20 protein-coding genes are annotated in these 20,722 nt (G+C 38.6%); 18 read left to right on the top strand and 2 right to left on the bottom strand.

Annotation, left to right across the window (positions count from 1 at the left end):
* The first annotated feature begins 93 nt into the window (after window positions 1-93).
* Window positions 94-1,731 carry an FAD-dependent monooxygenase gene (locus GI584_RS22830; protein ID WP_153792744.1) on the top strand — a complete coding sequence of 546 codons (1,638 nt, stop codon included), beginning with the start codon at window positions 94-96 and terminating at the stop codon, window positions 1,729-1,731.
* A gap of 51 nt (window positions 1,732-1,782) precedes the next feature.
* On the opposite strand, the gene GI584_RS22825 is transcribed toward GI584_RS22830, so the two are convergent.
* Complete coding sequence (locus GI584_RS22825; protein WP_100362388.1) at window positions 1,783-2,541, bottom strand: DUF2087 domain-containing protein; 759 nt, start codon at window positions 2,539-2,541, stop codon at window positions 1,783-1,785.
* A gap of 223 nt (window positions 2,542-2,764) precedes the next feature.
* Between GI584_RS22825 and GI584_RS23890 the strand changes: the two genes are divergently transcribed.
* From GI584_RS23890 to GI584_RS22750, 16 genes are all read left to right on the top strand, one after another.
* Window positions 2,765-2,932 (top strand): hypothetical protein, encoded by a 168-nt coding sequence (locus GI584_RS23890; protein ID WP_194842076.1) that lies wholly within the window; start codon window positions 2,765-2,767, stop codon window positions 2,930-2,932.
* A 50-nt stretch (window positions 2,933-2,982) separates the two neighbouring features.
* The gene (locus GI584_RS22820) at window positions 2,983-4,377 is read left to right on the top strand and encodes an NAD-dependent malic enzyme (RefSeq protein ID WP_153792743.1); all 1,395 of its coding nucleotides are present in this window, start codon (window positions 2,983-2,985) and stop codon (window positions 4,375-4,377) included.
* Between the two features lie 404 nt (window positions 4,378-4,781).
* Window positions 4,782-5,717 carry a phosphate/phosphite/phosphonate ABC transporter substrate-binding protein gene (locus GI584_RS22815; RefSeq protein WP_153792742.1) on the top strand — a complete coding sequence of 312 codons (936 nt, stop codon included), beginning with the start codon at window positions 4,782-4,784 and terminating at the stop codon, window positions 5,715-5,717.
* Window positions 5,718-5,736: 19 nt separating this feature from the next.
* A complete protein-coding gene (phnC, locus tag GI584_RS22810; RefSeq protein WP_194842075.1) occupies window positions 5,737-6,507 on the top strand; it encodes a phosphonate ABC transporter ATP-binding protein in 771 nt (256 codons plus the stop codon).
* A 16-nt stretch (window positions 6,508-6,523) separates the two neighbouring features.
* Window positions 6,524-7,309 carry a phosphonate ABC transporter, permease protein PhnE gene (phnE, locus tag GI584_RS22805; RefSeq protein WP_153792741.1) on the top strand — a complete coding sequence of 262 codons (786 nt, stop codon included), beginning with the start codon at window positions 6,524-6,526 and terminating at the stop codon, window positions 7,307-7,309.
* Window positions 7,306-8,136: a phosphonate ABC transporter, permease protein PhnE gene (gene phnE, locus GI584_RS22800; protein ID WP_153792740.1), complete on the top strand. Its 831-nt coding sequence runs from the start codon at window positions 7,306-7,308 to the stop codon at window positions 8,134-8,136. The genes phnE (GI584_RS22805) and phnE (GI584_RS22800) overlap by 4 nt, the downstream gene beginning before the upstream one ends.
* 21 nt (window positions 8,137-8,157) lie before the next feature.
* Window positions 8,158-8,808 carry a DapH/DapD/GlmU-related protein gene (locus GI584_RS22795; RefSeq protein WP_153792739.1) on the top strand — a complete coding sequence of 217 codons (651 nt, stop codon included), beginning with the start codon at window positions 8,158-8,160 and terminating at the stop codon, window positions 8,806-8,808.
* Window positions 8,809-8,814: 6 nt separating this feature from the next.
* Entirely contained in the window at window positions 8,815-9,534 is a 720-nt protein-coding gene (locus GI584_RS22790; RefSeq protein ID WP_153792738.1) for a GntR family transcriptional regulator, read from the top strand.
* 93 nt (window positions 9,535-9,627) lie between these two features.
* Entirely contained in the window at window positions 9,628-10,050 is a 423-nt protein-coding gene (gene phnG, locus GI584_RS22785) for a phosphonate C-P lyase system protein PhnG (RefSeq protein ID WP_153792737.1), read from the top strand.
* A gap of 24 nt (window positions 10,051-10,074) precedes the next feature.
* Window positions 10,075-10,677, top strand: a complete 603-nt coding sequence (phnH, locus tag GI584_RS22780) for a phosphonate C-P lyase system protein PhnH (RefSeq protein ID WP_153792736.1) — start codon at window positions 10,075-10,077, stop codon at window positions 10,675-10,677.
* A complete protein-coding gene (locus GI584_RS22775) occupies window positions 10,677-11,792 on the top strand; it encodes a carbon-phosphorus lyase complex subunit PhnI (RefSeq protein ID WP_153792735.1) in 1,116 nt (371 codons plus the stop codon). The genes phnH and GI584_RS22775 overlap by 1 nt, the downstream gene beginning before the upstream one ends.
* The gene (locus tag GI584_RS22770; protein ID WP_153792734.1) at window positions 11,782-12,648 is read left to right on the top strand and encodes an alpha-D-ribose 1-methylphosphonate 5-phosphate C-P-lyase PhnJ; all 867 of its coding nucleotides are present in this window, start codon (window positions 11,782-11,784) and stop codon (window positions 12,646-12,648) included. The genes GI584_RS22775 and GI584_RS22770 overlap by 11 nt, the downstream gene beginning before the upstream one ends.
* Window positions 12,641-13,480, top strand: coding sequence for an ATP-binding cassette domain-containing protein (locus GI584_RS22765; RefSeq protein ID WP_100358596.1), 840 nt, complete (start codon window positions 12,641-12,643; stop codon window positions 13,478-13,480). Before GI584_RS22770 ends, GI584_RS22765 begins: the two co-directional genes overlap by 8 nt.
* A gap of 13 nt (window positions 13,481-13,493) precedes the next feature.
* Entirely contained in the window at window positions 13,494-14,690 is a 1,197-nt protein-coding gene (gene phnM / locus GI584_RS22760; protein ID WP_153792733.1) for a phosphonate metabolism protein PhnM, read from the top strand.
* Window positions 14,687-15,409, top strand: a complete 723-nt coding sequence (gene phnL / locus GI584_RS22755; protein ID WP_153792732.1) for a phosphonate C-P lyase system protein PhnL — start codon at window positions 14,687-14,689, stop codon at window positions 15,407-15,409. The genes phnM and phnL overlap by 4 nt, the downstream gene beginning before the upstream one ends.
* Window positions 15,399-16,226, top strand: coding sequence for a PHP domain-containing protein (locus GI584_RS22750; RefSeq protein ID WP_153792731.1), 828 nt, complete (start codon window positions 15,399-15,401; stop codon window positions 16,224-16,226). Before phnL ends, GI584_RS22750 begins: the two co-directional genes overlap by 11 nt.
* A gap of 175 nt (window positions 16,227-16,401) precedes the next feature.
* Here the strand turns inward: GI584_RS22750 and GI584_RS22745 are convergent, their stop codons facing one another.
* Window positions 16,402-17,568 (bottom strand): DUF4317 domain-containing protein, encoded by a 1,167-nt coding sequence (locus GI584_RS22745; protein WP_153792730.1) that lies wholly within the window; start codon window positions 17,566-17,568, stop codon window positions 16,402-16,404.
* A gap of 203 nt (window positions 17,569-17,771) precedes the next feature.
* On the opposite strand from GI584_RS22745, the gene GI584_RS24315 reads away from it, so the two are divergent.
* Complete coding sequence (locus tag GI584_RS24315) at window positions 17,772-20,546, top strand: glycosyl hydrolase 53 family protein (protein WP_325063416.1); 2,775 nt, start codon at window positions 17,772-17,774, stop codon at window positions 20,544-20,546.
* The last annotated feature ends 176 nt before the right edge of the window (window positions 20,547-20,722 follow it).

Below are 20,722 nucleotides of genomic sequence, written 5' to 3'. Positions count from 1 at the left end.
TATTAACCATTTATAATTTTATTATACAACATGTTGTAGTATAAGTGCGGAAATGTAAAAGTTAGGCCAAAACAGGTTAGGAGAATATTTGGTATGAAAAAAGTGAAAACAGATGTTGTCATTGTGGGTGCCGGACCAACTGGTTTAATGGCAGCTAATCAGTTAAATAGATATAAAATTGATTATGTCTGTCTGGAAAAACAAACACATCGCTCTTCCTTTTCTAAAGCTATGGGGATTCATGCTAGGTCAATGGAAATGTTTGATTTATCAGGTTTCGTGGAGGAATTTGTTGCACGAGGATACCCTGGAGAGGGTGCAAAAATGTATATTGGGGGAGAAAAAGAATCGATTTTAGGGTTATATCAAATAGAAAGCAGGTTTCCATATATGCTTGTTATTCCTCAAACAGAAACAGAAGAAATCTTAGAAACAAATCTTGAAATGAATGAAGGTATTGTAAATAGGGGGGAAGAGGTTACGGCATTAACTGTACATGATAAGGGAGTTAATGTAACGGTGAATAATGATGGGGAAATTCTCGAATATGATGCGGAATATGTATTAGCTTGTGATGGAGCACACAGCAAAGTGAGAGAGTTAATGGAAACGGGCTTTGTAGGGGAAGCAGAAGGAAAGACTTTTTTCCTTGGAGATATTCAAACATCGAATTTAGATCCTTCCATGATTACAGGTTATATTAATACAAGAGGTGCAACGGTCTTTTTCCCATATGCAGATGGAAAATTTAGAGTAGTTGGACTAGATCTATCTATACAAGGAAGGCCTCATAAAGATGAACTTACCTTACATGAACTGCAACAACGGGTTAATTATGTGACTTCAACTTCTATTGAAATAGATAGTGCCAACTGGCTCACTTATTTTGGAACCGCTCATAAACAAGTTGAAAATTATCAAAAGGATCGCGTGTTTTTTGTGGGAGATGCTGCTCATATTCATAACCCACTCGGTGGTCAAGGAATGAACCTAGGATTACAAGATGCTACAAATATATGCTGGAAGCTGATGACTGTTTTAAAAGGGTGCGCAGATCAGGCAATTCTTCGAACTTATGATCAAGAAAGACGCCCCATTGCTAAAAATATCATACAACAAACTAGTCGTTTGCTACAGTTTATATCATTAGAAGGAACTAGAGGAAAGCTTCGAAATAATATTAGTAGATGGTTGCTTTCTAATTCACATTTACAACATAACATTGCAGAAACTTTATCACATATTAAATATGATTATCACGCTACATCATCTAGTCAAAAGTTAGTAGATAACAAATTGCCCAAAAAATTCATACAACCAGGAGCACGGACTCCGGATGTGAAATTCTTACTAGAAGAAACCCCCGACAAGAGATTGTATCATTTGTTACGGCTGTATCCCTTCGTTTGCTTTGTATATATGGAAAGGCAAACTGAAGATATAATTGCTTATGTGAATTCATTAGTTGAAGAACTATGTACAGTGTATGGAGATTTGATTACTACATTCTTGGTAGTTAAGGGTGGAGTGCCTCTTATAGAAGGAGGCAAGTTTAAAATCATACATGATGTGTTCCGGGAAGTTGAAAATAAATTAACGATGAATCATGGTCATACAATGTTAATTAGACCTGACGCACATGTTGCTTTTCATACATCGGAATCTGATCCATTAGAAACAATAAAACGAATGAATATCTTTTTCAAAGTAAAGCATCAACGGGGGAGATAAATCCTCCGTTGATTTGTAATAAATTTCTCTTCCTTATAAAGCAAAGTCTTTTTAATTCTGCTTTACCCAATACTGACTGCCATCCTGTTTTCTGTTCAGTAGACCATAATCGATTAAATATCGTCGAACCAACACATAATCCTTATAATAATGCTCAAGCTTCTGATTCATTTCTTTTTCCGTATATTTATGATTATCGTCTAATTGCTGGGCGATTTCCCTAAGGATCACAAGTCTTTGTTTTTCCTTTGGTGGAAATTTAGCTAACCCATTTTCCACACCATTGGGGAAGAACTTGTCGACGATCTTTGCCCGCTCAACATCTGTAATGTTATAGCGGTCATCTACCATCGTTGCGGATTGGTGAATAGGTATAAAGGCTGGCGCATGTTTATCTTTCTCTTTTAATAATTCCATCATGGCTAAGAAATTTCTAGCTTGTCTTTCTTTTTCTTTTAATGCAAAGCGATGATGACGGATCGTAGAGGTACTGCCGATATTAAGTTCCTCCTGAATCTCTTTGTCACTCTTTCCTTGATAAAAAAGCCGCAATAAGTTTTTTTGATGATCAGTGATACCCGTAAGCTTACGGTCCATTTCAATTAAGTAATCAAAAACAGATTGATGTGTGCTTTCGATGTGAATACGCATATATCGTTCCGCTTCATATAAATGATCTTGAAAAGAATATACTAATCCCTTTTCGATTTCTTTCCCGCACAGCAAGCAAGTAAAATGGTTTTTCTCTTCGATATAACCTTTTTTTAATTCTTCTATGGAAGCATTCCAAAACATATCAGATAATTCCATCATCAAAACACTCCTTCCATGAGCATTTAACAAAAATGCATAATGTTTTGGTACCAACAATCATATTATTATAATATTTGCTGATTGTCAAACAATAAAACAAACGTTAATCGACTTTGTTTGTTTATATATAATCTTGATAACGATACGTTTGTTTTTATTGTCGAAAAGAATGGCTTTAAATTAAGCTCAACAGGAAATATAATAGACATGAGGTGATAAAATGGAATTAATTATGAACCTGTTGATGTTTGCTGTTTCCATTTTTATTTTATATGTAGTAATAGAAACGGCTGTCAGACAAAGAATAAATACATCGGTAATAGGAAAGTATGTAAAACAAGAGAATGCCCAGGTTACAAAAGCTCCGAATAAAGATCTGGATGATTAATCGTTCGTTATTTGTAATCTATATCTATGATACTAAAGGAGGCTATCCTTATGCGTTCTAATATGCATATTATTATCCGATTGGAAATCGAAAAGGCAAAAGCAAATATCGGTCAAATCGCAACACTTATTCATGAAAATGATGCAGACCTGGTAGCAATTGATGTGAAAAAAGAAACACCTCAGGAAACGATCAGAGATATTACCATAAAAGTAAATGATGAACCAGGACAATTGAAGGTTATTAAGGCTTTGAATGATAGTGATGGAGTATATGTGAAGCATATCTCCGATCGAACGTTCCTTGTCCATTTAGGTGGGAAGATCGATATTAAGCCTAAGTTAGATTTGAAAAATAGAGAACAACTCTCCCATGTTTATACACCTGAGGTAGCAAGAGTTTGTAATGCGATCCACGCCAATCCTTTATTAGCCTATAACTTAACGATTAAAAGTAATTCTGTTGCGGTTGTTTCAGACGGTACCGCTGTATTGGGATTAGGTCAAATTAGTCCAGAAGCAGCTATGCCTGTGATGGAAGGAAAGGCGATGTTATTTAAACGATTTGCTGATATTAATGCCTATCCCATTTGTCTTGATACGACAGATACGGATGAGATTATTCGAACCATTAAAGCGATTAGCCCGGGGTTTGGTGGAATTAACTTAGAAGACATCGGATCTCCACAATGCTTTGAAATTGAAGAGACACTGAAACAAGAACTAGATATCCCTATTTTTCATGACGATCAGCACGGAACAGCTATTGTTGTGTTAGCTGGTATTTTGAATGCTTTAAAGCTTACAAAGAAAAACTTGAAAGAATGTAAAATTGTTGTCTGTGGTGTTGGTGCAGCAGGCATTGCCATAACAAAAATGCTTTTAGCAGCAGGTGCAGAAAATGTTATCGGGGTAGATAAGGAAGGCAGTATTACTCGTGATCATTCGTATGACAATAAAATGTGGGAGTGGTATGCAAACCATACTAATCCTGAGAAGGTGGATGCTACCCTTTCCGAAGCGATGACAAATGCGGACATTTTTATTGGTGTTTCCAGAGGGGATATATTACAGGAAGAGGATCTGAAGAACATGGCGAAAGATCCGATCGTTTTTGCTTTAGCAAATCCAATCCCGGAGATTTCACCAGACATTGCTCGTGATCATGTCAGAGTAATGGCAACAGGAAGGTCTGATTATCCGAATCAAGTCAACAATCTCCTTTGTTTCCCGGGTATATTTAGAGGAGCATTGGATGCGAGAGCCTCCTCTATAAATGAGCAAATGAAAGTAGCTGCTGCAGAAGCTATCGCAGCTACCATTGGATCAGATGAGTTAAGTGAGGATTACATTATCCCAGGCGTATTTAATGAAAAGGTAGTCGAACGTGTAAGAGCAGCAGTCGTTCAAGCAGCTAACGAAAGTGGCGTTTCGAGAAAAACATAATTTTAACCTAAGGAACTACTTATCAGCTAGGAAGCGATAAGTAGTTTTTTTGTAATTAGTAAAGAAAGTATAAAATTTGCGTACCTGTCTAGCTCCAATCGCCCAGAAACTAGGCGACTTCACGAATCGCCCTATGATAAGTCATCATCGGTTCGCAAGCTCACCGTGATGCCTTTATCTCAGTTGATTCTGAAGTCGCTACGTTTCTAAGCGGGCGCTCTGCGCTTTTCTTATTAAAAAAACGTATAAATTGTTGGCGAGATAAGTGATAATATCTCGCCAACAGCCTTCACGACATCATGAAATCTTTTCTTTACAAAACTTAAACTGTTATTAACAATTCCTTCATGGTACCAAGTTATCTTGGAAGTGTATTATAAAAATCGCTCAAGGAGGAATTGGAAATGAACAAAAAATGGACGAGGGTAACGAAAAACTTGTGGGTATTGGTACTGATCGGCATGATCTCCGTATTAGCAGCTTGTGGTAACGATGCAAATGCATCTGGTGATGTCGACGAAAACGGTTGGCCAAAAAAGATTAGTTACGGTGTACTCCCAGGAGAAGAAGAAGAACTGTCGCGCGCACACAACCTTTTTGTGGAAGATATGTCTGAAGCATTAGGAATAGAGGTGGAATTGTTTCAAGGGGAAGATTATAACGCTGTCATTGAAGCAATGCGCTCAGAAAAATTAGACTTAGCTAGCTTTGGTCCCTTTTCTTATATTATTGCACAGGAAAGAAGCGATGCGATTCCTATTGCGGTACGTGCTAAAGATGAAGAAGATGCTACTTATAACAGTTGGATTGTCGTACCAGACGAATCAGATGTACAAACCCTGGAGGAGTTAGAAGGAAAAAGTATATTATTCGCTGACCCTGCTTCAACTTCTGGCCATTTATTCCCAAGAGCAATCTTTATTGATGCATTAGGAATAACAAATGATGAAGTGGAAAGTTACTTCTCAAGTGTTTCCTTTTCCGGGAGTCATGATAATTCTATCCTTGCAATTGCAGCAGGAGATGCAGATGCTGCAGGTGTGTGCTCGAGTTGTGTAGAGCGTGCGATTGAAGGTGGAATGGTTTCTGAATCGGATTTCCGAATTATTGCTGAATCTGATCCGATTCCATCCAGCCCAATCAGCTATAGAGCAGATTTACCTGAAAGCTTAGTAGAAGCTATACAAGAGTTCGTATACAACTATGATAATGAAGAGTTTTTTGAGAAAGCAGGAGATGCAGACTCTCGCTATATTCCTGTCGATGAAAGTGACTATGATATTATCCGCAATACAGCAGAAGCTTTAAATATGAGCCCGGAAGAATTATTAAATCAATAGTAGAAAGGAGAGTAGAATAATGGAACCCATATTAAAAATTGAACATGTAACAAAGGTATATCCCGATGGCACGATTGCACTAAGTAATATCAGTTTTGATGTGAATCTAGGTGAATTCGTTGTGGTAATTGGCTCGAGTGGAGCGGGGAAGAGTACATTACTTCGTTGCATCAATCGTCTGGTAGAACCTTCTGAGGGAGATATCATTTTTAAAGGAGAAAAAATCAACCGGTCAAAGTCTAAACAAGTAAAGCAGATACGAAGAGAAATTGGCATGGTATTTCAAAACTTTAATTTAATTGATCGTTTAAGTGTACTTAATAACGTCTTGCATGGACGTCTGGGGTACACTAACACCATCAAAGGATCACTTGGTATTTTTAGTAAAAAGGATATTGCAGAAGCAGAGGCGATTTTGGAAAGAGTAGGGTTGAAACAACAAAAGTACAAACGAGCTGACGAGCTAAGCGGAGGGCAAATGCAACGGGTTGGTATCTCACGAGCATTGGCACAAAAACCTAGACTTATTCTGGCAGATGAACCAATTGCTAGTCTTGACCCTGCTTCTTCGAAAAATATAATGGATCACATCTTTACTATTTGCCAAGAAGATCAGCTTACAGCGATCGTTAATTTGCACCAAGTAGACGTAGCTCTTAAATATGCCACCAGAATTATCGGTATGCAGCACGGTCAGATTATCTTTGACGGTCCAACTTCACTACTGACAGACAAAGTGATTGATGAAATTTATGATACGAAAAAGCCGTCATTAGTAAATGCTCAATAAGGAAAGGTGATCGTGAATGGAAGTAATAAAAGATATAAGAAGAACAAAGCGTCTCCAAACCATACTAATCCTCCTTTTTGTCTGCGGATTGACAGTATGGTCAGCGTTTGGTACGAACTTTTCCTTTTATGAAGTTTTTTCTGGTATCGGGTTAATTAGCAACTTTGTGTTTATCGATTTGTTACCACCTGATATAGCGGCCTCCGATAGTTTACTAGCAGCTATTTTGGAAACCTTTTATATGGGATTCGTGGGTATGGTGGTAGGAGCAGGTATTGCACTAGTTTTGTCCTTTCTCGCTGCAAGTACCACTACACCGCATCCTGTTATCCAAGTAGCAGTGAGAGCATTCACATCGATTATCCGTAATATCCCAGGCTTAATTTGGGCATTAATCTTAGTGGCATCTTATGGTATTGGTGTGACAGTAGGGACTTTATCCTTAATTCTTGGTTCTGTCGGATTTTTAACGAGGGTGTTTGCAGACACTTTAGAAGAAATCGATACGGGAAAAGTTGAAGCACTCCATGCAACGGGATCTAATTACTTTCAAATATTAGCACAAGGTGTGTTTCCTCAATTTTTCCCTGGTTTTGTAGCATGGTCGTTATATAACTTAGAGTTAAATATCCGTGCCTCAACTATTATTGGCATGGTAGGTGGCGGCGGTATCGGCTTCGCAATACAGAAAGGTATCAAGCTTTTTCAGTATAAAGAAGTTAGCATGGCGATTATTTTAGTGCTGATCTTAATTCTTTCTACTGAATTTTTAACAAGCAAGATAAGGGAGCGAATTATATGAGCCAGCAAATCGAAAAGGAGAAGCATGATATTTATCCTCTAGTATCCACTGATAAGGAAGATACCCCAAAGCCAGAAGGTGACAGGTTTTTAAAAGGTATTGTCATTTGTGGTGTTGTACTATTTGTGGTTAGCCTTTATCAGTTGAATATTGATTACACTAACTTGTGGGCAGGTACTCTTGCATTTTTTTCAATGCTTGGTGATATGTTCCCGCCTGATTTTAGTGAATGGCAATACGTTATACCCGCTGCGATTGAATCATTACAAGTCGCTATTTTAGGAACGGTGATTGCGGTCGTTATCTCTTTAGTGTTAGCTTTTATAGCTGCTGAGAATTTATCTGCCAATAAATTAGTTCCAAGGGCGGTTAAAGGATTTGCAACGTTAATGCGAGTCATTCCGACGATTATTTGGGCGCTTATTTTTATTGTTGCAGTAGGGTTAGGCCCATTACCAGGAGTTCTGGCTATTGCGGTTCATAGTCTGGGAATGTTAATTAAAGTATTCGCTCAGTCAGTCGAGGAAATGGATGATGGAAAGATTGAAGCATTAAAGGCATCAGGCGCTAACTGGTTTCAAATCATTGCTCAAGGCGTTATTCCTACTGTATTTACGGCACTGCTATCCTGGACTATTTTACGTTTGGAGATAGATATTGGAGAATCTACTATTCTCGGTTTAGTAGGTGCTGGTGGTATTGGGTGGGAATTAACACGTGCGATGCGAACCTATGATTTTAACAGTGCTTTGTTTATTACCATGGTGATATTTGTCATGATTTTTTCCGTTGAAATGATCAGTAATCGGTTGAAGCTCAAAGTATAAATGCGAAGGAGAGAAGAGGATATGTCTCATTCTATAAGCTCCGATCAAAAACGGTTAACGAAGAATCCAGCTGTTCACCATACTGCAACAGTAACAGATAGCACATTAGGGGATTGGACAGATATTGGGCCTGATTCCAAAGTAATAGAATCACAGATTGGTGAATATAGTTATACGGCTGGCGATGCCCAAATTATTTATGCAACAATTGGAAAGTTTTGTTCGATTGCTTCACATGTTAGGATTAACCCAGGTAATCATCCTACCTGGAGGGTGACACAACACCATGCTACCTATCGTATGGCACGTTATGGGTTTTCGGATGAAGATGACCATGAATTTTTTGATTGGCGTCGCAGTCATCCGGTTCATATCGGACATGATGTTTGGATTGGTCATAATGCTGTTATTATGCCTGGCGTAACAGTTGGTAATGGTGCTGTTATAGGAACAGGAGCTATTGTTACCAAGGATGTAGACCCTTATACGATGGTAGCTGGAGTACCGGCAAAGTGGATTAAAGACCGTTTTTCAGCTGAAGAAGCGGCCCAATTGCAAGAAATAGCATGGTGGGATTGGTCTAGAGAAGTATTGGAAGAAAGGTTTCAGGATTTAAATAACATGGCACGTTTCTTAACTAAATACGGAGCTAAGAATAGAGACGGGAGGTAATGACGTTTGACGATAGATATCGAATCAAAAATACTGGATGATCTGATGCAGAAAATTATCGCTAAAAAGTTTAAAGTTGGGGAAAAACTTCCTTCTGAAAATGAGTTATCTGACCAATACCGTGTTCCGAGGACTACCGTTCGCCGGACGTTGGCCAAGCTAGAGGAGCGAGGCTTTATTTATTCCCAGCGAGGCATTGGCAGATATGTGAAAAATGAGTCGTTCCAGGTGGAGTTAAACTTAAATGGAAGAACCAGCTTTACGGACAAAATAAAACAGTCAGGTCACCAGCTTATTACAAAAAATCTAGGTTGTGAACGGATGGAGTTTGACGAGCATATTTATAACCGTTTAGTAGCAAATTCGGAAGATAGCGTCTATAAGATTAGCAGATTACGCTTTATTCAGGAGGAGCCGATCGCTATACATACCTCTTATGTCAATCAAAGAGTGTGTCCAGATATTCAACAGGACGGTTCCACCATTCAATCGATGTTTTCCTATTACAGACAACTTGGGTACACCAATCTTATCAATCGAAATAGCTTGCTAAGTGTTACTTTCCCAACACTTTCGGAGCAACAATTGCTTTCATGTAACAGTATGGAGCCGCTGATTATGATTGAGAGTAATTGCTTAGATGCCTCTTCTGACAAGATATTAGAACATACAAAGGTTTTATACCGAAGTAATAAATTTAAATACAACATTAGCAGGGACTCCTGATCGTTTTTTATCTATTTACAGAATTTTAACAATAATAGTAATGACAGTTACTTGGCAACAAGATATTCTTGAGCAGTAAGGAGGTTTTGGGAAATGAAGAGAAAAAAACGAACGGAAATATTGATTCAAGATGGCGGCGCATTAGCGAAGGAACTGGCAGAGACTGTCATGCAAAACTACGAATACCGTGAAATAACAGCACCCCACTATGGCTTGACCATGATTAAGATGAGAGAAACGGCAAAGAAATCTTTATTTTATCTTGGTGAAGTCTTAGTAACCGAAGCAAAGGTAGAGGTAAATCAATCGATAGGAATAGGAATCGTGATTGGAATGAAAGAAGAGCTTGCCAAGTATCTGGCGATTATTGACGCTGCCTATCGAGCTGAATTACCAGAGATTGCTACATGGCAAAAAAGATTAGAAACCACAGCTGAAAGAATCTATCAACACAAATTGAAAGAACAAGCCGAAATTTTAAAAACAAAAGTTAATTTTGAAACGATGGAAGTTTAATATACGTTGCCTGAGGTGATAGGAATGGTTATTGATCAAATTCATGATCTGCAGCAAGTTTACCGAAAAGTTTTAAACAGTATGTCGAGACCTGGAAGTATTTCAAAGCTGAACAATATGACAGAAAAATTAGAAGATGACTTCCCGTGCAATGACGCCTTCTTTTTGTGTGCCTTAACCGTTTTAGATGCAGAAGTGACATTTCATGTAGTAGCAAGTGAAGAGAAAAAAGCAAGATTAACAGAAATTATTTCATCTTATACGATGTCACGGGTCGCACCGGTTGACAAGGCGGATTTTATTTTGCTGCTCCAGGATGCACCAGAATACCAGGTCGAGCAAGCTTTAATAGAATGTAAGATTGGCAACCTCCGTGATCCACAGCAATCAGCGACATGGATTATCGAAAGTGCCCTTTTAACCAATAGCTCTGGTCTTTCTTTAAGCGGTCCAGGAATAAATGGTGTCCAGCATTTACAGACAGGCATCAATCAGGAATTTTGGCAAAGAAGGAATGAGAAGGTGAACGAGTACCCATTAGGCATTGATGTAATATTGGCTGATTTCTCAAGCCAGGTTGCCTGTATACCAAGAACAACAGCTGTAACGATAACGGAGGTGGTCTGATGGGATATGTGGCAGTGAAAGGTGGTACAGAAGCGATCGAGGCGTCTCTGGACAGATTGACATATGATCGTTTGAAAGAAGAAGAAGTGGTTGAAATCCATACCATTTTAGCAACGATGCGTCCATTAGTAGATCAGGTTATGTCTGAAGCAAGCTTATATTCCCCTTTTTTGGCAGCTCTTGCTATCAAGCAAGCCGGAGGAAGTATGGAAGAAGCGGTCTTCTTATTGCGGGCTCACCGTTCCACTCTACCTCGTCATTACTACAGTGAAACAGTAGATACGGAGGATATGTTTGTCGAAAGAAGGGTTTCTGCCAGTTTCAAAGATATCCCAGGAGGTCAACTGCTAGGTTCTACTAATGATTATACACACCGGTTACTGGATTTTAATTTAGTAACAGAAAGCAAAGAAGAGAATCGAGATTGGCTACAAAAATATCGAAAACAAATGAATCAGGATTGTTCGGATGAGGAGCTTCAGTTTTTTCCGAAAGTGGTTGATTATCTCCGTTCAGAAGGGTTATTTGAAACATATCCATTGGATGACACGCCTCCTAAGGATATCACGAAGGAAAGCATTCAATTTCCGACTGGACGCAGTGAAAAGCTACAAGTTTTAACGAGAGGTCAGACAGGTGCTGTTACTTCCTTAGGTTATGCCTCTTTACGTGGTTATGGTCAAGTGCACCCAACTATTGGAGAAGTAAGAGTTGGGGCTGTTCCGATTCACGTGCAGCATCCATATGAAGAAGACAGTGAACAGGATGATTTATTTTATATCGGAGATGTGAAATTAACTGAAGTGGAATCCTTTGTACCGGTCACCGTAAAGAAAAATAATCAAAAAGAAGAAGTAGAATTTGAAATAGGCTATGGTATCAGCTTCGGGCAAAATGAAACTAAAGCAATAGCAATGAGTATTTTAGATCAATGTTTAGAAAATCCGCATGCTGAATTTCCGACTCACGATGAAGAGTTTGTGTTTTTGCATATCGATTCGGTTGAATCAACTGGGTTTATTTCTCACTTAAAACTGCCACATTACGTTACCTTCCAATCCAAATTGGATAGTGCGCGACAAGTGAAGAAAGGAGGAACATCGAATGATAACTAAAGCCCATTTTGCTTTTTTTGATGAAGGATCGAAGAAGGAAATACGAAGAGCAACATTAAAGGCAGTGGCAATTCCCGGTTACCAGGTTCCTTTCGCATCAAGAGAAATGCCAATAGCAAGAGGCTGGGGAACTGGTGGTTTACAACTGACGCTATCTCTGATCGGCAGAAATGATGTATTAAAAGTGATAGACCAGGGTGCAGATCAATCGGTAAATGCTGTTAGTATAAAAAAATTGGTCCAGCACACAACAGGTGTTTCCGTTACCGAGAACACGGAAGAAGCTGATATTGTTCAATCTCGACACCGCATTCCCGAAAAAGAATTAAGAGAAGATCAAATTCTTGTATTACAAGTACCTAATCCGGAGCCGCTTCGAAAAGTGGATGCGAGAGAATATATGACGAAAAGAATGCATGCGGAGGATGATTATAGTGGTGCATGGCTGATCTTGTTTGAGCAAATTATGAAATTTGGCAGAATGTCTACCGGAGCCGCCCACCCTGTATATGTCAACGGTCGATATGTGATGACTCCAAGTCCGATTCCGAGGTTTGATAATCCGAAAATGCATCAATCCAAAGCATTAATTTTACTAGGTGCAGGCAGGGAAAAGAAAATTTTTGCTGTTCCTCCCTATACAAACGTCGAATCGCTAGCATTTGATGACTACCCTTTTGCTGTTGAATCATTTGAAGGAAAAGCATGTAAGCTATGTGGATCAACAGAGGTATTCCTTGATGAGATCATTGATCCGGTTACAGGAGATAGAAGCTATCAATGTAATGATACCAGCTATTGTATCGAGCAGTTGAATAGCGAAGAGAAGGTAGAGGTGGAGAACAGTTATGTATGAAACGCCGATTTTACAAGTGAAACATTTACAAAAACAATTTGGTAAAGGCTGTCCTCATTGCCTTGATAAAGCGAGTGTTGATCTGGAGAAAAATTATTGTACCGTCTGTGGTACCGTACACGCTCTTCGTGATGTCTCCTTTGATTTGTATCCTGGTGAAGTGCTTGGAATCGTTGGAGAGAGCGGCAGTGGTAAATCAACCATGCTTCAGGGGCTTTATTTTGACAGTGATATGACATCTGGAGAAGTGTATATTAATCAACCAGAATTAGCAGATCAAAACGTTTTAACCCTCTCTTCTCAACAAAAAAGATATATTCGCAACTATATTTATGGGATGGTTTATCAAAATCCAGTCCAAGGTCTGAAAATGAAATTTTCTTCGATCGGCAATATTGCTGAGAAGATGATCGCAGCTGGAAATCGCAATGTCAGCAATATCGAAAAGCGCAGTAAAGAATTACTGGAAAATGTCCATATTCCGTTAAGAAGAATGAAAGAAGAACCACAAAATTTTTCAGGCGGGATGCAACAGCGTGTGCAAATTGCCAAGGCACTTTCGAATAATCCCCCTATTTTGTTTTTAGATGAAGTCACGACAGGTTTAGATTTATCCGTTCAAGCAAGTGTATTGGATTTAATTAAACAAATTCAGCGTGAACTGCATATAAGTATGGTAGTAGTTTCTCATGACCTTGCTGTGATACGTATGCTGGCAGATCGTTCTATTGTCATGTTAAATGGAGAAATTATTGAAAATGGTTTAACCGATCAAATACTGGAAGACCCGCAACATGAGTATACACAGCAGCTTGTTTATTCGTTATTATAGGAGGCCGATAACATTGTACATTATTCATAATGGAAAGGTAATAACGGAGAATTCCATATTAGAAAATCATGCCGTGGTCGTGAAGGATGATGTCATTCACTCAATCATTCAAGAAGAGGAAGTAAGTAATTATAAAGAGGCAAGATTAATCAATGCTAACGGTGGGTATATTTCGCCTGGGTTTATTGATATTCATTCCGATTATATTGAGACAGTGGTATCCCCAAGACCTTCAAGTGTAATGGATTTTAATCTGAGCTTAAGAGAAGCAGAGAAGATTTTAATCGGTCAAGGCATCACAACCATGTTTCATTCACTTTCTTTTTATCGTAAAGAAAAAATTACCCACAAACACATTCGTTATCCTGATAACATGCAACGAATGGTTGATACAATCCACCAAGCACATTTTCAGCAGCACATGATTCGCCATAGATTACATGCCCGGTTTGAGTTAGATAATATTCTAGGAATTGATCAGCTGGTAGACAATATTCATGACGATAAAGTTCACTTGCTATCTTTTATGGATCATACACCGGGACAAGGACAATATCGTAATTTAGAAATTTACCGGGAGAATATCAAAGTCCATCGCAACCTTTCAGATGAAGAAGTAAGTGTATTAATTGCGGAAAGAAAAAGTACGGAATTATTAACGATGGAAAAGATAACAGAGGTGGCAGCGTTAGCGCAAACTAAAGGAATTGCAATTGCCTCCCATGATGATGATAATGTAAAAAAGCTGGAGTTAGTCAAGTCGTACGGAACGACAATAAGTGAATTCCCGATTACGCTTGAAGTAGCACGAGAAGCGAAACAACAAGGCCTTCATACGATTGTAGGTGCACCAAATATATTATTAGGTGGTTCTCATTCTGGAAATTTATCTGCTGCAGAGGCGATTGAGTATGGTTATGCTGATATTTTGTGCAGTGATTATTACCCTGCTGCATTACTTCATGCCATATTTCAATTACACGATAAAGGCGAGGAATTACACAAGATGTTTATGATGGTGACATTGAATCCAGCCCAAGCTGTCAAAATGGATGATGAGATTGGCTCGATTAAGCCAGGCAAGAAAGCGGATCTACTGGTAATTGAACGTTTAGGAGATGGCTATCCGATGCTTACTAACACAATGGTAAATGGCGAGTTAATGACTACGATGAATTATCGTATGAATGAGAAGGGGGTAAGAGCATGACAATATTAGAAGTTAATGGATTCGGTAAGGCTTTTACCATTCACCACCTAAATAAGACGATTCCTGCTGTTGGTGATATCCGATTTTCGATGGACGCTGGGGAGTTCATCGGGGTCATTGGAAAAAGTGGCAGCGGAAAGTCTACGATTTTAAAAAGTATTTACCGGACGTATTTGCCGGATGCTGGTCAGATTATTTACCACTCGAAGCAATTAGGCAACATTGATTTAGCTCAGGCAACAGAAAGAGAAATGATTTTTTTACGTAAACATGAAATAGGTTATGTATCTCAGTTTTTAAATGTCATGCCAAGAACGACCTGTCGGGAACTTGTTCAGAATGCGCTGTTGGAAATGGGTGAAACGAGAGAAACAGCTCGTACAGAAGCTGAAAAAGCATTAACCCATTTTGAAATGGATCCGGCATTGTGGGATAGTTATCCGAATACGTTTTCCGGTGGTGAAAAATTAAGGTTAAATATTGCAATGGCCACTGTTAAAAAACCTCGGTTGTTACTGCTAGATGAACCAACCGCAAGCCTGGATCAACAATCAAAACTAAAGGTGCGGGAAATGATTGAAAAACTAAAGAAACAAGGTACAACATTAGTTGGTATTTTTCACGATATTGAATTTATGGAAGGATTGTGTGATAAGGTCTTCGATATGCACACCAATAAAATGTCGATAGCATTAGAAGGTGTTACGAATGAAGGCTGACTTACATGTACATAGTCATTATTCTGACGGTTCTGATTCCGTGGAAGAATTGATGCAACAAGCGGTAAAAGCTAATGTTACGGATATAAGTATTGTAGATCATGATACTGTTGCAGGATGGCCCGAAATGAAAAGATTAGGAAAAAAATATGGAATTAATGTTATACCAGGGATTGAGATCTCTGCTTATGATTATAAGCGCGACAGAAAGGTTCATGTATTAGGTTATCATTATCGTACAGAAGCAACACATATTCATGCGTTATGTGCTCCGCTATTAAACCGAAGACATGAGAATTCACTATGGCAAATAGAACAAATTCGTTCACTAGGTTATCGTATCGATCAAGATGAAATTGCTGAGACAGCTAAGCCATCACAAGCGATCTATAAGCAACATATCATGCGTCATATCACGAATGAATCGTACACTTCAGCTGATTATCGGCTAGTATATCGATCATTATTTAAAGGGGAAGGTGTTGCGAAAAGAGATATAGCTTACGTCGATGTCTTTGATGCAGTCGAAGCAATTGTCCTAGATGGCGGCATTGCTGTTGTTGCTCATCCAGGTCAATTAAACTCTTATGATATCATCCCTGAGTTAGTCGAGATAGGCTTAGGTGGGATTGAGTTAGCACACCCTGATCATACGAAAACAGATTATCAGCGAGTAAAAGCACTAGCTGATCAATATAAGCTTCTTATGACGGGTGGAACAGATTATCACGGAGAGTATGGAATAGAAATAGGAATTGGAGATTTAACCATTCTGGAAATACCTTTTTCTAATGATGACCGTTTTGTCCAATTCTAGTTTCTTGAGTGTGTAGGCAAAAGTTATAAAAGGAGTATAATCAACAAATCTTATGGGAGTGAGCAAAGATTTGTTTAAAAAACACAGATAAACAACAAATCTAAGCATCTACGCCAGAGATTTGTTGTTTATTACACTTAATTCATAAAGTGTACTTCACCGTATAACGAGATGCTTATTTAAAAGCTTCCGGAATCATAGTAAATCCATCAATCACTGTATCTTCTTCTACTTCGATCATTAAGTAACGTCTTCCGTCTAACGTTACCTGTCTGACGTGACGTAACTCCTCAGGACTGACCGCAATATTAGCTACTTTTGTATTGATTTTAATCGATTTAGATGAATACTTCGGCACGATATTACGTGCTTTTAACTCATAGTTGGTATCATCGATCACATTTTTAAACGCTTCTTCCATTTTTTCCGTATCAACTTCTTCTACACCACTCGATTTTAGCACCTGCTCGACATCTTTATAATCTAATGTTGGTGTATCTTCTTCATCATTATCCTCTGTCATGCGGTGTATTTCTTCATAGACGTTTGCGAGTGTTGATGTATTGATTTGATGGCCGACAGCATCACGCACGACTTCTTCAAAGACAATTTTATCTTCTTTTGCTGTCATCGTTTCTTCTGCATTTAATACGTCTTCCACGAATGCTTCATCCGGTTCGTTTGCTTTGCCTGCTGCATAAAGGACATGGTTCACATCTGCAGCATTGTCGGTAAAGCAAGGGAATAAAAATCCTCCAATCGGTGCATTTAAATTAATCACCGGATCCACCACCACATTGTATTTAAATGCCTTCTCCACATAATCAAAATGTAATTCTTTCTTTGGATCCTGGGTTTTATTTATACTGCAAAGAATAAATGAATGAGAATAAACGGAGTCTCGATCATTTTCTTCTGTTTCCTCATTACTTCTTTTCATTGGTTTAAAATATTCCCCTCGAATAAAGGTGACGACAATATCCATCTCATACTGCCTATCCTGAAGCATTTTCTCGACTATTTGTAACATTTGGTCTTTCCAGTCTTCGCTTTCTGCGGTTAATAATCCCTTATGTAGAATTAGCTGAGTTGGATTATCAACATCGGATTGAAATTTCAGTTCAAATAACTTTTCATCTAATTGGCCGGTTAATACTTTTTTGAAGTTTGTCATAAATAACTCTTTTTCGTCTTCGTCGAGCATGTCAAAAACCTGACTTTGTTGATGGTAGATATCACTGGATTCTTTCATGATATAGACATTAAAAATTTCATGAATTTTCATTAGGTCATTCTCTATTTTGAACTGTTTACGAATATTTGCGATGTCTTTTTTATTCATTTCTGTATCTCCCTTACATCATTTCTTCTCCATCCTTCACTATATCACTTTCTGTTGACACTATCTAATAATCTTTAAAAGGATTTCATATTCTGAAAGTTTAACAGAAGAATTTTATATATAAATCATCATGAAACCGCTTTACAATTTAAAGTGTGGAGTTAATAAAAATAATTTATAAAGAAAAGAAGGAGGAAGTTATTTTGCTTAAAAGAGCAGGAATGTTATGTTTAGCTTTGTTGCTGGTCATTAGTACGTTTCCGTTTGTTGGAGATGTAGATATGGAAGCAGCATCACAGGAAAATTTATTAACAAATGGCGGATTTGAAAGTGATATCTGGTCAGAAGATTCGGTATGGGAATTTGAATCATCCGATGAAGAAATGATTGATTTACCTTATTTTGCTTATGAATCAGACGAATGGATAGAGTCTGATGAAGGAGATTATGCATTAAAATATTGGATTAACGAGGTATCTGAAAGTGGTCAATTATTTTCAGTAAGTCAGACAATAGAATCGCTCCCAGCAGGAAATTATGAAGTGTCGGTTCATTCTATGGGGGGAGAAAACCAAGAAGCGGGACATGTTGAAGTTTTTGCGGGAGATACAACATCGGATCCAGTCGAAACAAAGGGCTACAACAATTGGGAAACGATCACTTTACAGTTTGAAGTAACAGAAGACGCCTCAAATTTTAAATTAGGAGCTACTGTTTCTGGGGAACCAACAGCATATGGTTATTTAGATAGCTTCCGTTTAGTATCCCTGGATGATGGGGGTAAAGAAGTTCCAGAACCAGTGGAAGCAGATATTTTTGTAGAGAGAGTCGATGGTCTCGATGGAGATTTTATCAAAGGTGTTGATGTATCTGGTATTCTCGCTTTAGAAGATAGTGGGGTTGCATTTTATAACGAGGATGGACAAGAACAGGATATTTTTACAACCCTTGCCGATGCAGGTGTAAATTATGTGCGTGTCCGAGTTTGGAATGACCCGTATGATGCAGAGGGTAACGGCTATGGTGGCGGAAATAATGATGTAGCCAAGGCTATTGAAATAGGAAAAAGAGCGACAGAAAATGGTATGAAATTATTAGTTGATTTTCACTACTCTGATTTCTGGGCGGATCCTGGTAAACAGCAAACACCAAAAGCTTGGGAAGGATTAAGCTTGGAAGACAAAAAAACAGCATTATATAATTATACAAAAGATAGTTTGCAAGAAATGATCGACGCTGGTGTCGATGTAGGTATGGTACAGATAGGTAATGAAACGAATAATGCCATGGCTGGAGAAACGAATTGGACAAATATTTCTCAATTATTTAATGAAGGAAGTAAGGCGGTAAGAGACATTGATTCTGAGATTCTAGTGGCTTTACATTTCACGAATCCAGAATCAGCTGGAAGGTACGATAATATTGCATCCACACTAGCAGATAATAAAGTAGAGTATGACGTTTTTGCCAGCTCGTATTACCCTTTCTGGCACGGCACATTGGAAAATCTAACAGCTGAACTGACAAACATAGCTGAGAATTATGATAAGCAGGTCATGGTCGCAGAAACTTCTTATACGTTTACAAGTGAAGACGGGGACGGTCATGGAAATACCGCACCACAAGATTCTGGGCAAACGATTAATTATCCGGTCTCTGTACAAGGACAAGCTACGGCCGTACGAGATGTGTTTGAAGCGGTAGCAAATGTTGGTGATGCAGGAATCGGTGTGTTTTATTGGGAGCCGGCATGGATTCCGGTAGGTGATCCGGATAATATTGATTTGGAACACAATATGGAATTATGGGAAGAGCATGGTTCTGGCTGGGCAACCAGTTATGCGTCAGAATATGACCCGGAAGACGCAGGTGAATGGTATGGAGGGAGTGCAGTAGATAATCAGGCGTTATTTGACTTTCATGGCCATCCATTATCATCGTTAAATGTGTTCAACTACGTAGATACCGGTGCTGTAGCGCCATTACAAATTGATCAGGTAAAAGACGTATCAGTAACGGTAACCCTCGGAGAAGAAATACAGCTACCTGATACGGTAACGGCTGTTTATAATGATGGAAGCCAAGAGCCGGTAGCTGTCACTTGGAATCAGGAACAAATAGATCAAGCAATTGCAAGCGGTGAAGGCTCCTATAAAATCGATGGAAAAATAGATGGCGAATATACAGTACAAGCAAGTCTTACTATTGAGCCTGAAAATTTTGTATCCAATCCGAGTTTTGAGGAAAGTGACACTAGTATGTGGGAAATAAGCTTCCCTGAAGGAGTAGGTCCCCACGCATCTGTAAAAGAAAACCGTTCGAACTCGAGAACGGGTGATTATTCGCTGGATTTCTGGTCAGATGCTCCCGTAGATTTTGAAGTAAAACAAACCATTACGGATTTAGAACCAGGTTATTATAATTTATCCATGTTTATTCAAGGTGGAGAAGCTGCTGAGTCTGATATGGAGCTTTTTGCGAACACTTCAGATGAACAATATCAGACAGAAACACATGTAGATGGCTGGGTAAATTGGGTTCGGTCAGAAATCGACGAAATTCTTGTCATTGACGGTTCCATTACAATCGGAGCTAGTATAAAAGCTAGTGCTGAAGCATGGGGGACGTTGGATGATTTCTATCTCAAACGAGTTGGGGATTATCAAGAACCACAACCGGACCCGGAACCTGATGCAGAATCAAACCCGGAACCAAAACCGGATGATTCTACACCTACTCCAGAGCAGCAGCCAGATGGACAAGAAGAATCAGGTTTAGATAAGGACGAATCAGAACTATCTGGTGATAATAACGGTGAAAATGATCAGAATGACGATAATCCTCCTGTTAGTGAATCTGCTGGTGAAAAATTACCAGATGCAGCGACAAATATGTCTAATTGGATGGTAATAGGCCTCGTATTTATTTTGGTAGGATTCAGTACAATTCTCTTACTGCGAAAAAGAAAATCATATTAAAAAAAGTTACCCTTTAGTCAATTTGGCTAAAGGGTATTTTTAGTTGTAAGAAAAGGTGTTTAAATAATAGAGCAAGTTTGAATTGTAACAAACATCTAAATAAAAAGCCTGATTTATTTGTTATGACCAATGACAGCTATCATGATTTCACTTAAGATAATCCTAACAATAAATAA

Source organism: Gracilibacillus salitolerans, from assembly GCF_009650095.1.
Lineage (GTDB): Bacteria > Bacillota > Bacilli > Bacillales > Amphibacillaceae > Gracilibacillus > Gracilibacillus salitolerans.
The sequence above is the reverse complement of the archived record's forward strand: the minus strand, read 5'-3'. Positions and strand labels throughout refer to the sequence as shown.

Bases quoted from the DNA above. Each gene is read 5' to 3' on its own strand.
- GI584_RS22830 (WP_153792744.1), top strand. From the start codon at position 94: ATGAAAAAAGTGAAAACAGATGTTGTCATTGTGGGTGCCGGACCAACT.
- GI584_RS22825 (WP_100362388.1), bottom strand. From the start codon at position 2,541: ATGGAATTATCTGATATGTTTTGGAATGCTTCCATAGAAGAATTAAAA.
- GI584_RS23890 (WP_194842076.1), top strand. From the start codon at position 2,765: ATGGAATTAATTATGAACCTGTTGATGTTTGCTGTTTCCATTTTTATT.
- GI584_RS22820 (WP_153792743.1), top strand. From the start codon at position 2,983: ATGCGTTCTAATATGCATATTATTATCCGATTGGAAATCGAAAAGGCA.
- GI584_RS22815 (WP_153792742.1), top strand. From the start codon at position 4,782: ATGAACAAAAAATGGACGAGGGTAACGAAAAACTTGTGGGTATTGGTA.
- phnC (WP_194842075.1), top strand. From the start codon at position 5,737: ATGGAACCCATATTAAAAATTGAACATGTAACAAAGGTATATCCCGAT.
- phnE (WP_153792741.1), top strand. From the start codon at position 6,524: ATGGAAGTAATAAAAGATATAAGAAGAACAAAGCGTCTCCAAACCATA.
- phnE (WP_153792740.1), top strand. From the start codon at position 7,306: ATGAGCCAGCAAATCGAAAAGGAGAAGCATGATATTTATCCTCTAGTA.
- GI584_RS22795 (WP_153792739.1), top strand. From the start codon at position 8,158: ATGTCTCATTCTATAAGCTCCGATCAAAAACGGTTAACGAAGAATCCA.
- phnG (WP_153792737.1), top strand. From the start codon at position 9,628: ATGAAGAGAAAAAAACGAACGGAAATATTGATTCAAGATGGCGGCGCA.
- phnH (WP_153792736.1), top strand. From the start codon at position 10,075: ATGGTTATTGATCAAATTCATGATCTGCAGCAAGTTTACCGAAAAGTT.
- GI584_RS22775 (WP_153792735.1), top strand. From the start codon at position 10,677: ATGGGATATGTGGCAGTGAAAGGTGGTACAGAAGCGATCGAGGCGTCT.
- GI584_RS22770 (WP_153792734.1), top strand. From the start codon at position 11,782: ATGATAACTAAAGCCCATTTTGCTTTTTTTGATGAAGGATCGAAGAAG.
- GI584_RS22765 (WP_100358596.1), top strand. From the start codon at position 12,641: ATGTATGAAACGCCGATTTTACAAGTGAAACATTTACAAAAACAATTT.
- phnL (WP_153792732.1), top strand. From the start codon at position 14,687: ATGACAATATTAGAAGTTAATGGATTCGGTAAGGCTTTTACCATTCAC.
- GI584_RS22750 (WP_153792731.1), top strand. From the start codon at position 15,399: ATGAAGGCTGACTTACATGTACATAGTCATTATTCTGACGGTTCTGAT.
- GI584_RS22745 (WP_153792730.1), bottom strand. From the start codon at position 17,568: ATGAATAAAAAAGACATCGCAAATATTCGTAAACAGTTCAAAATAGAG.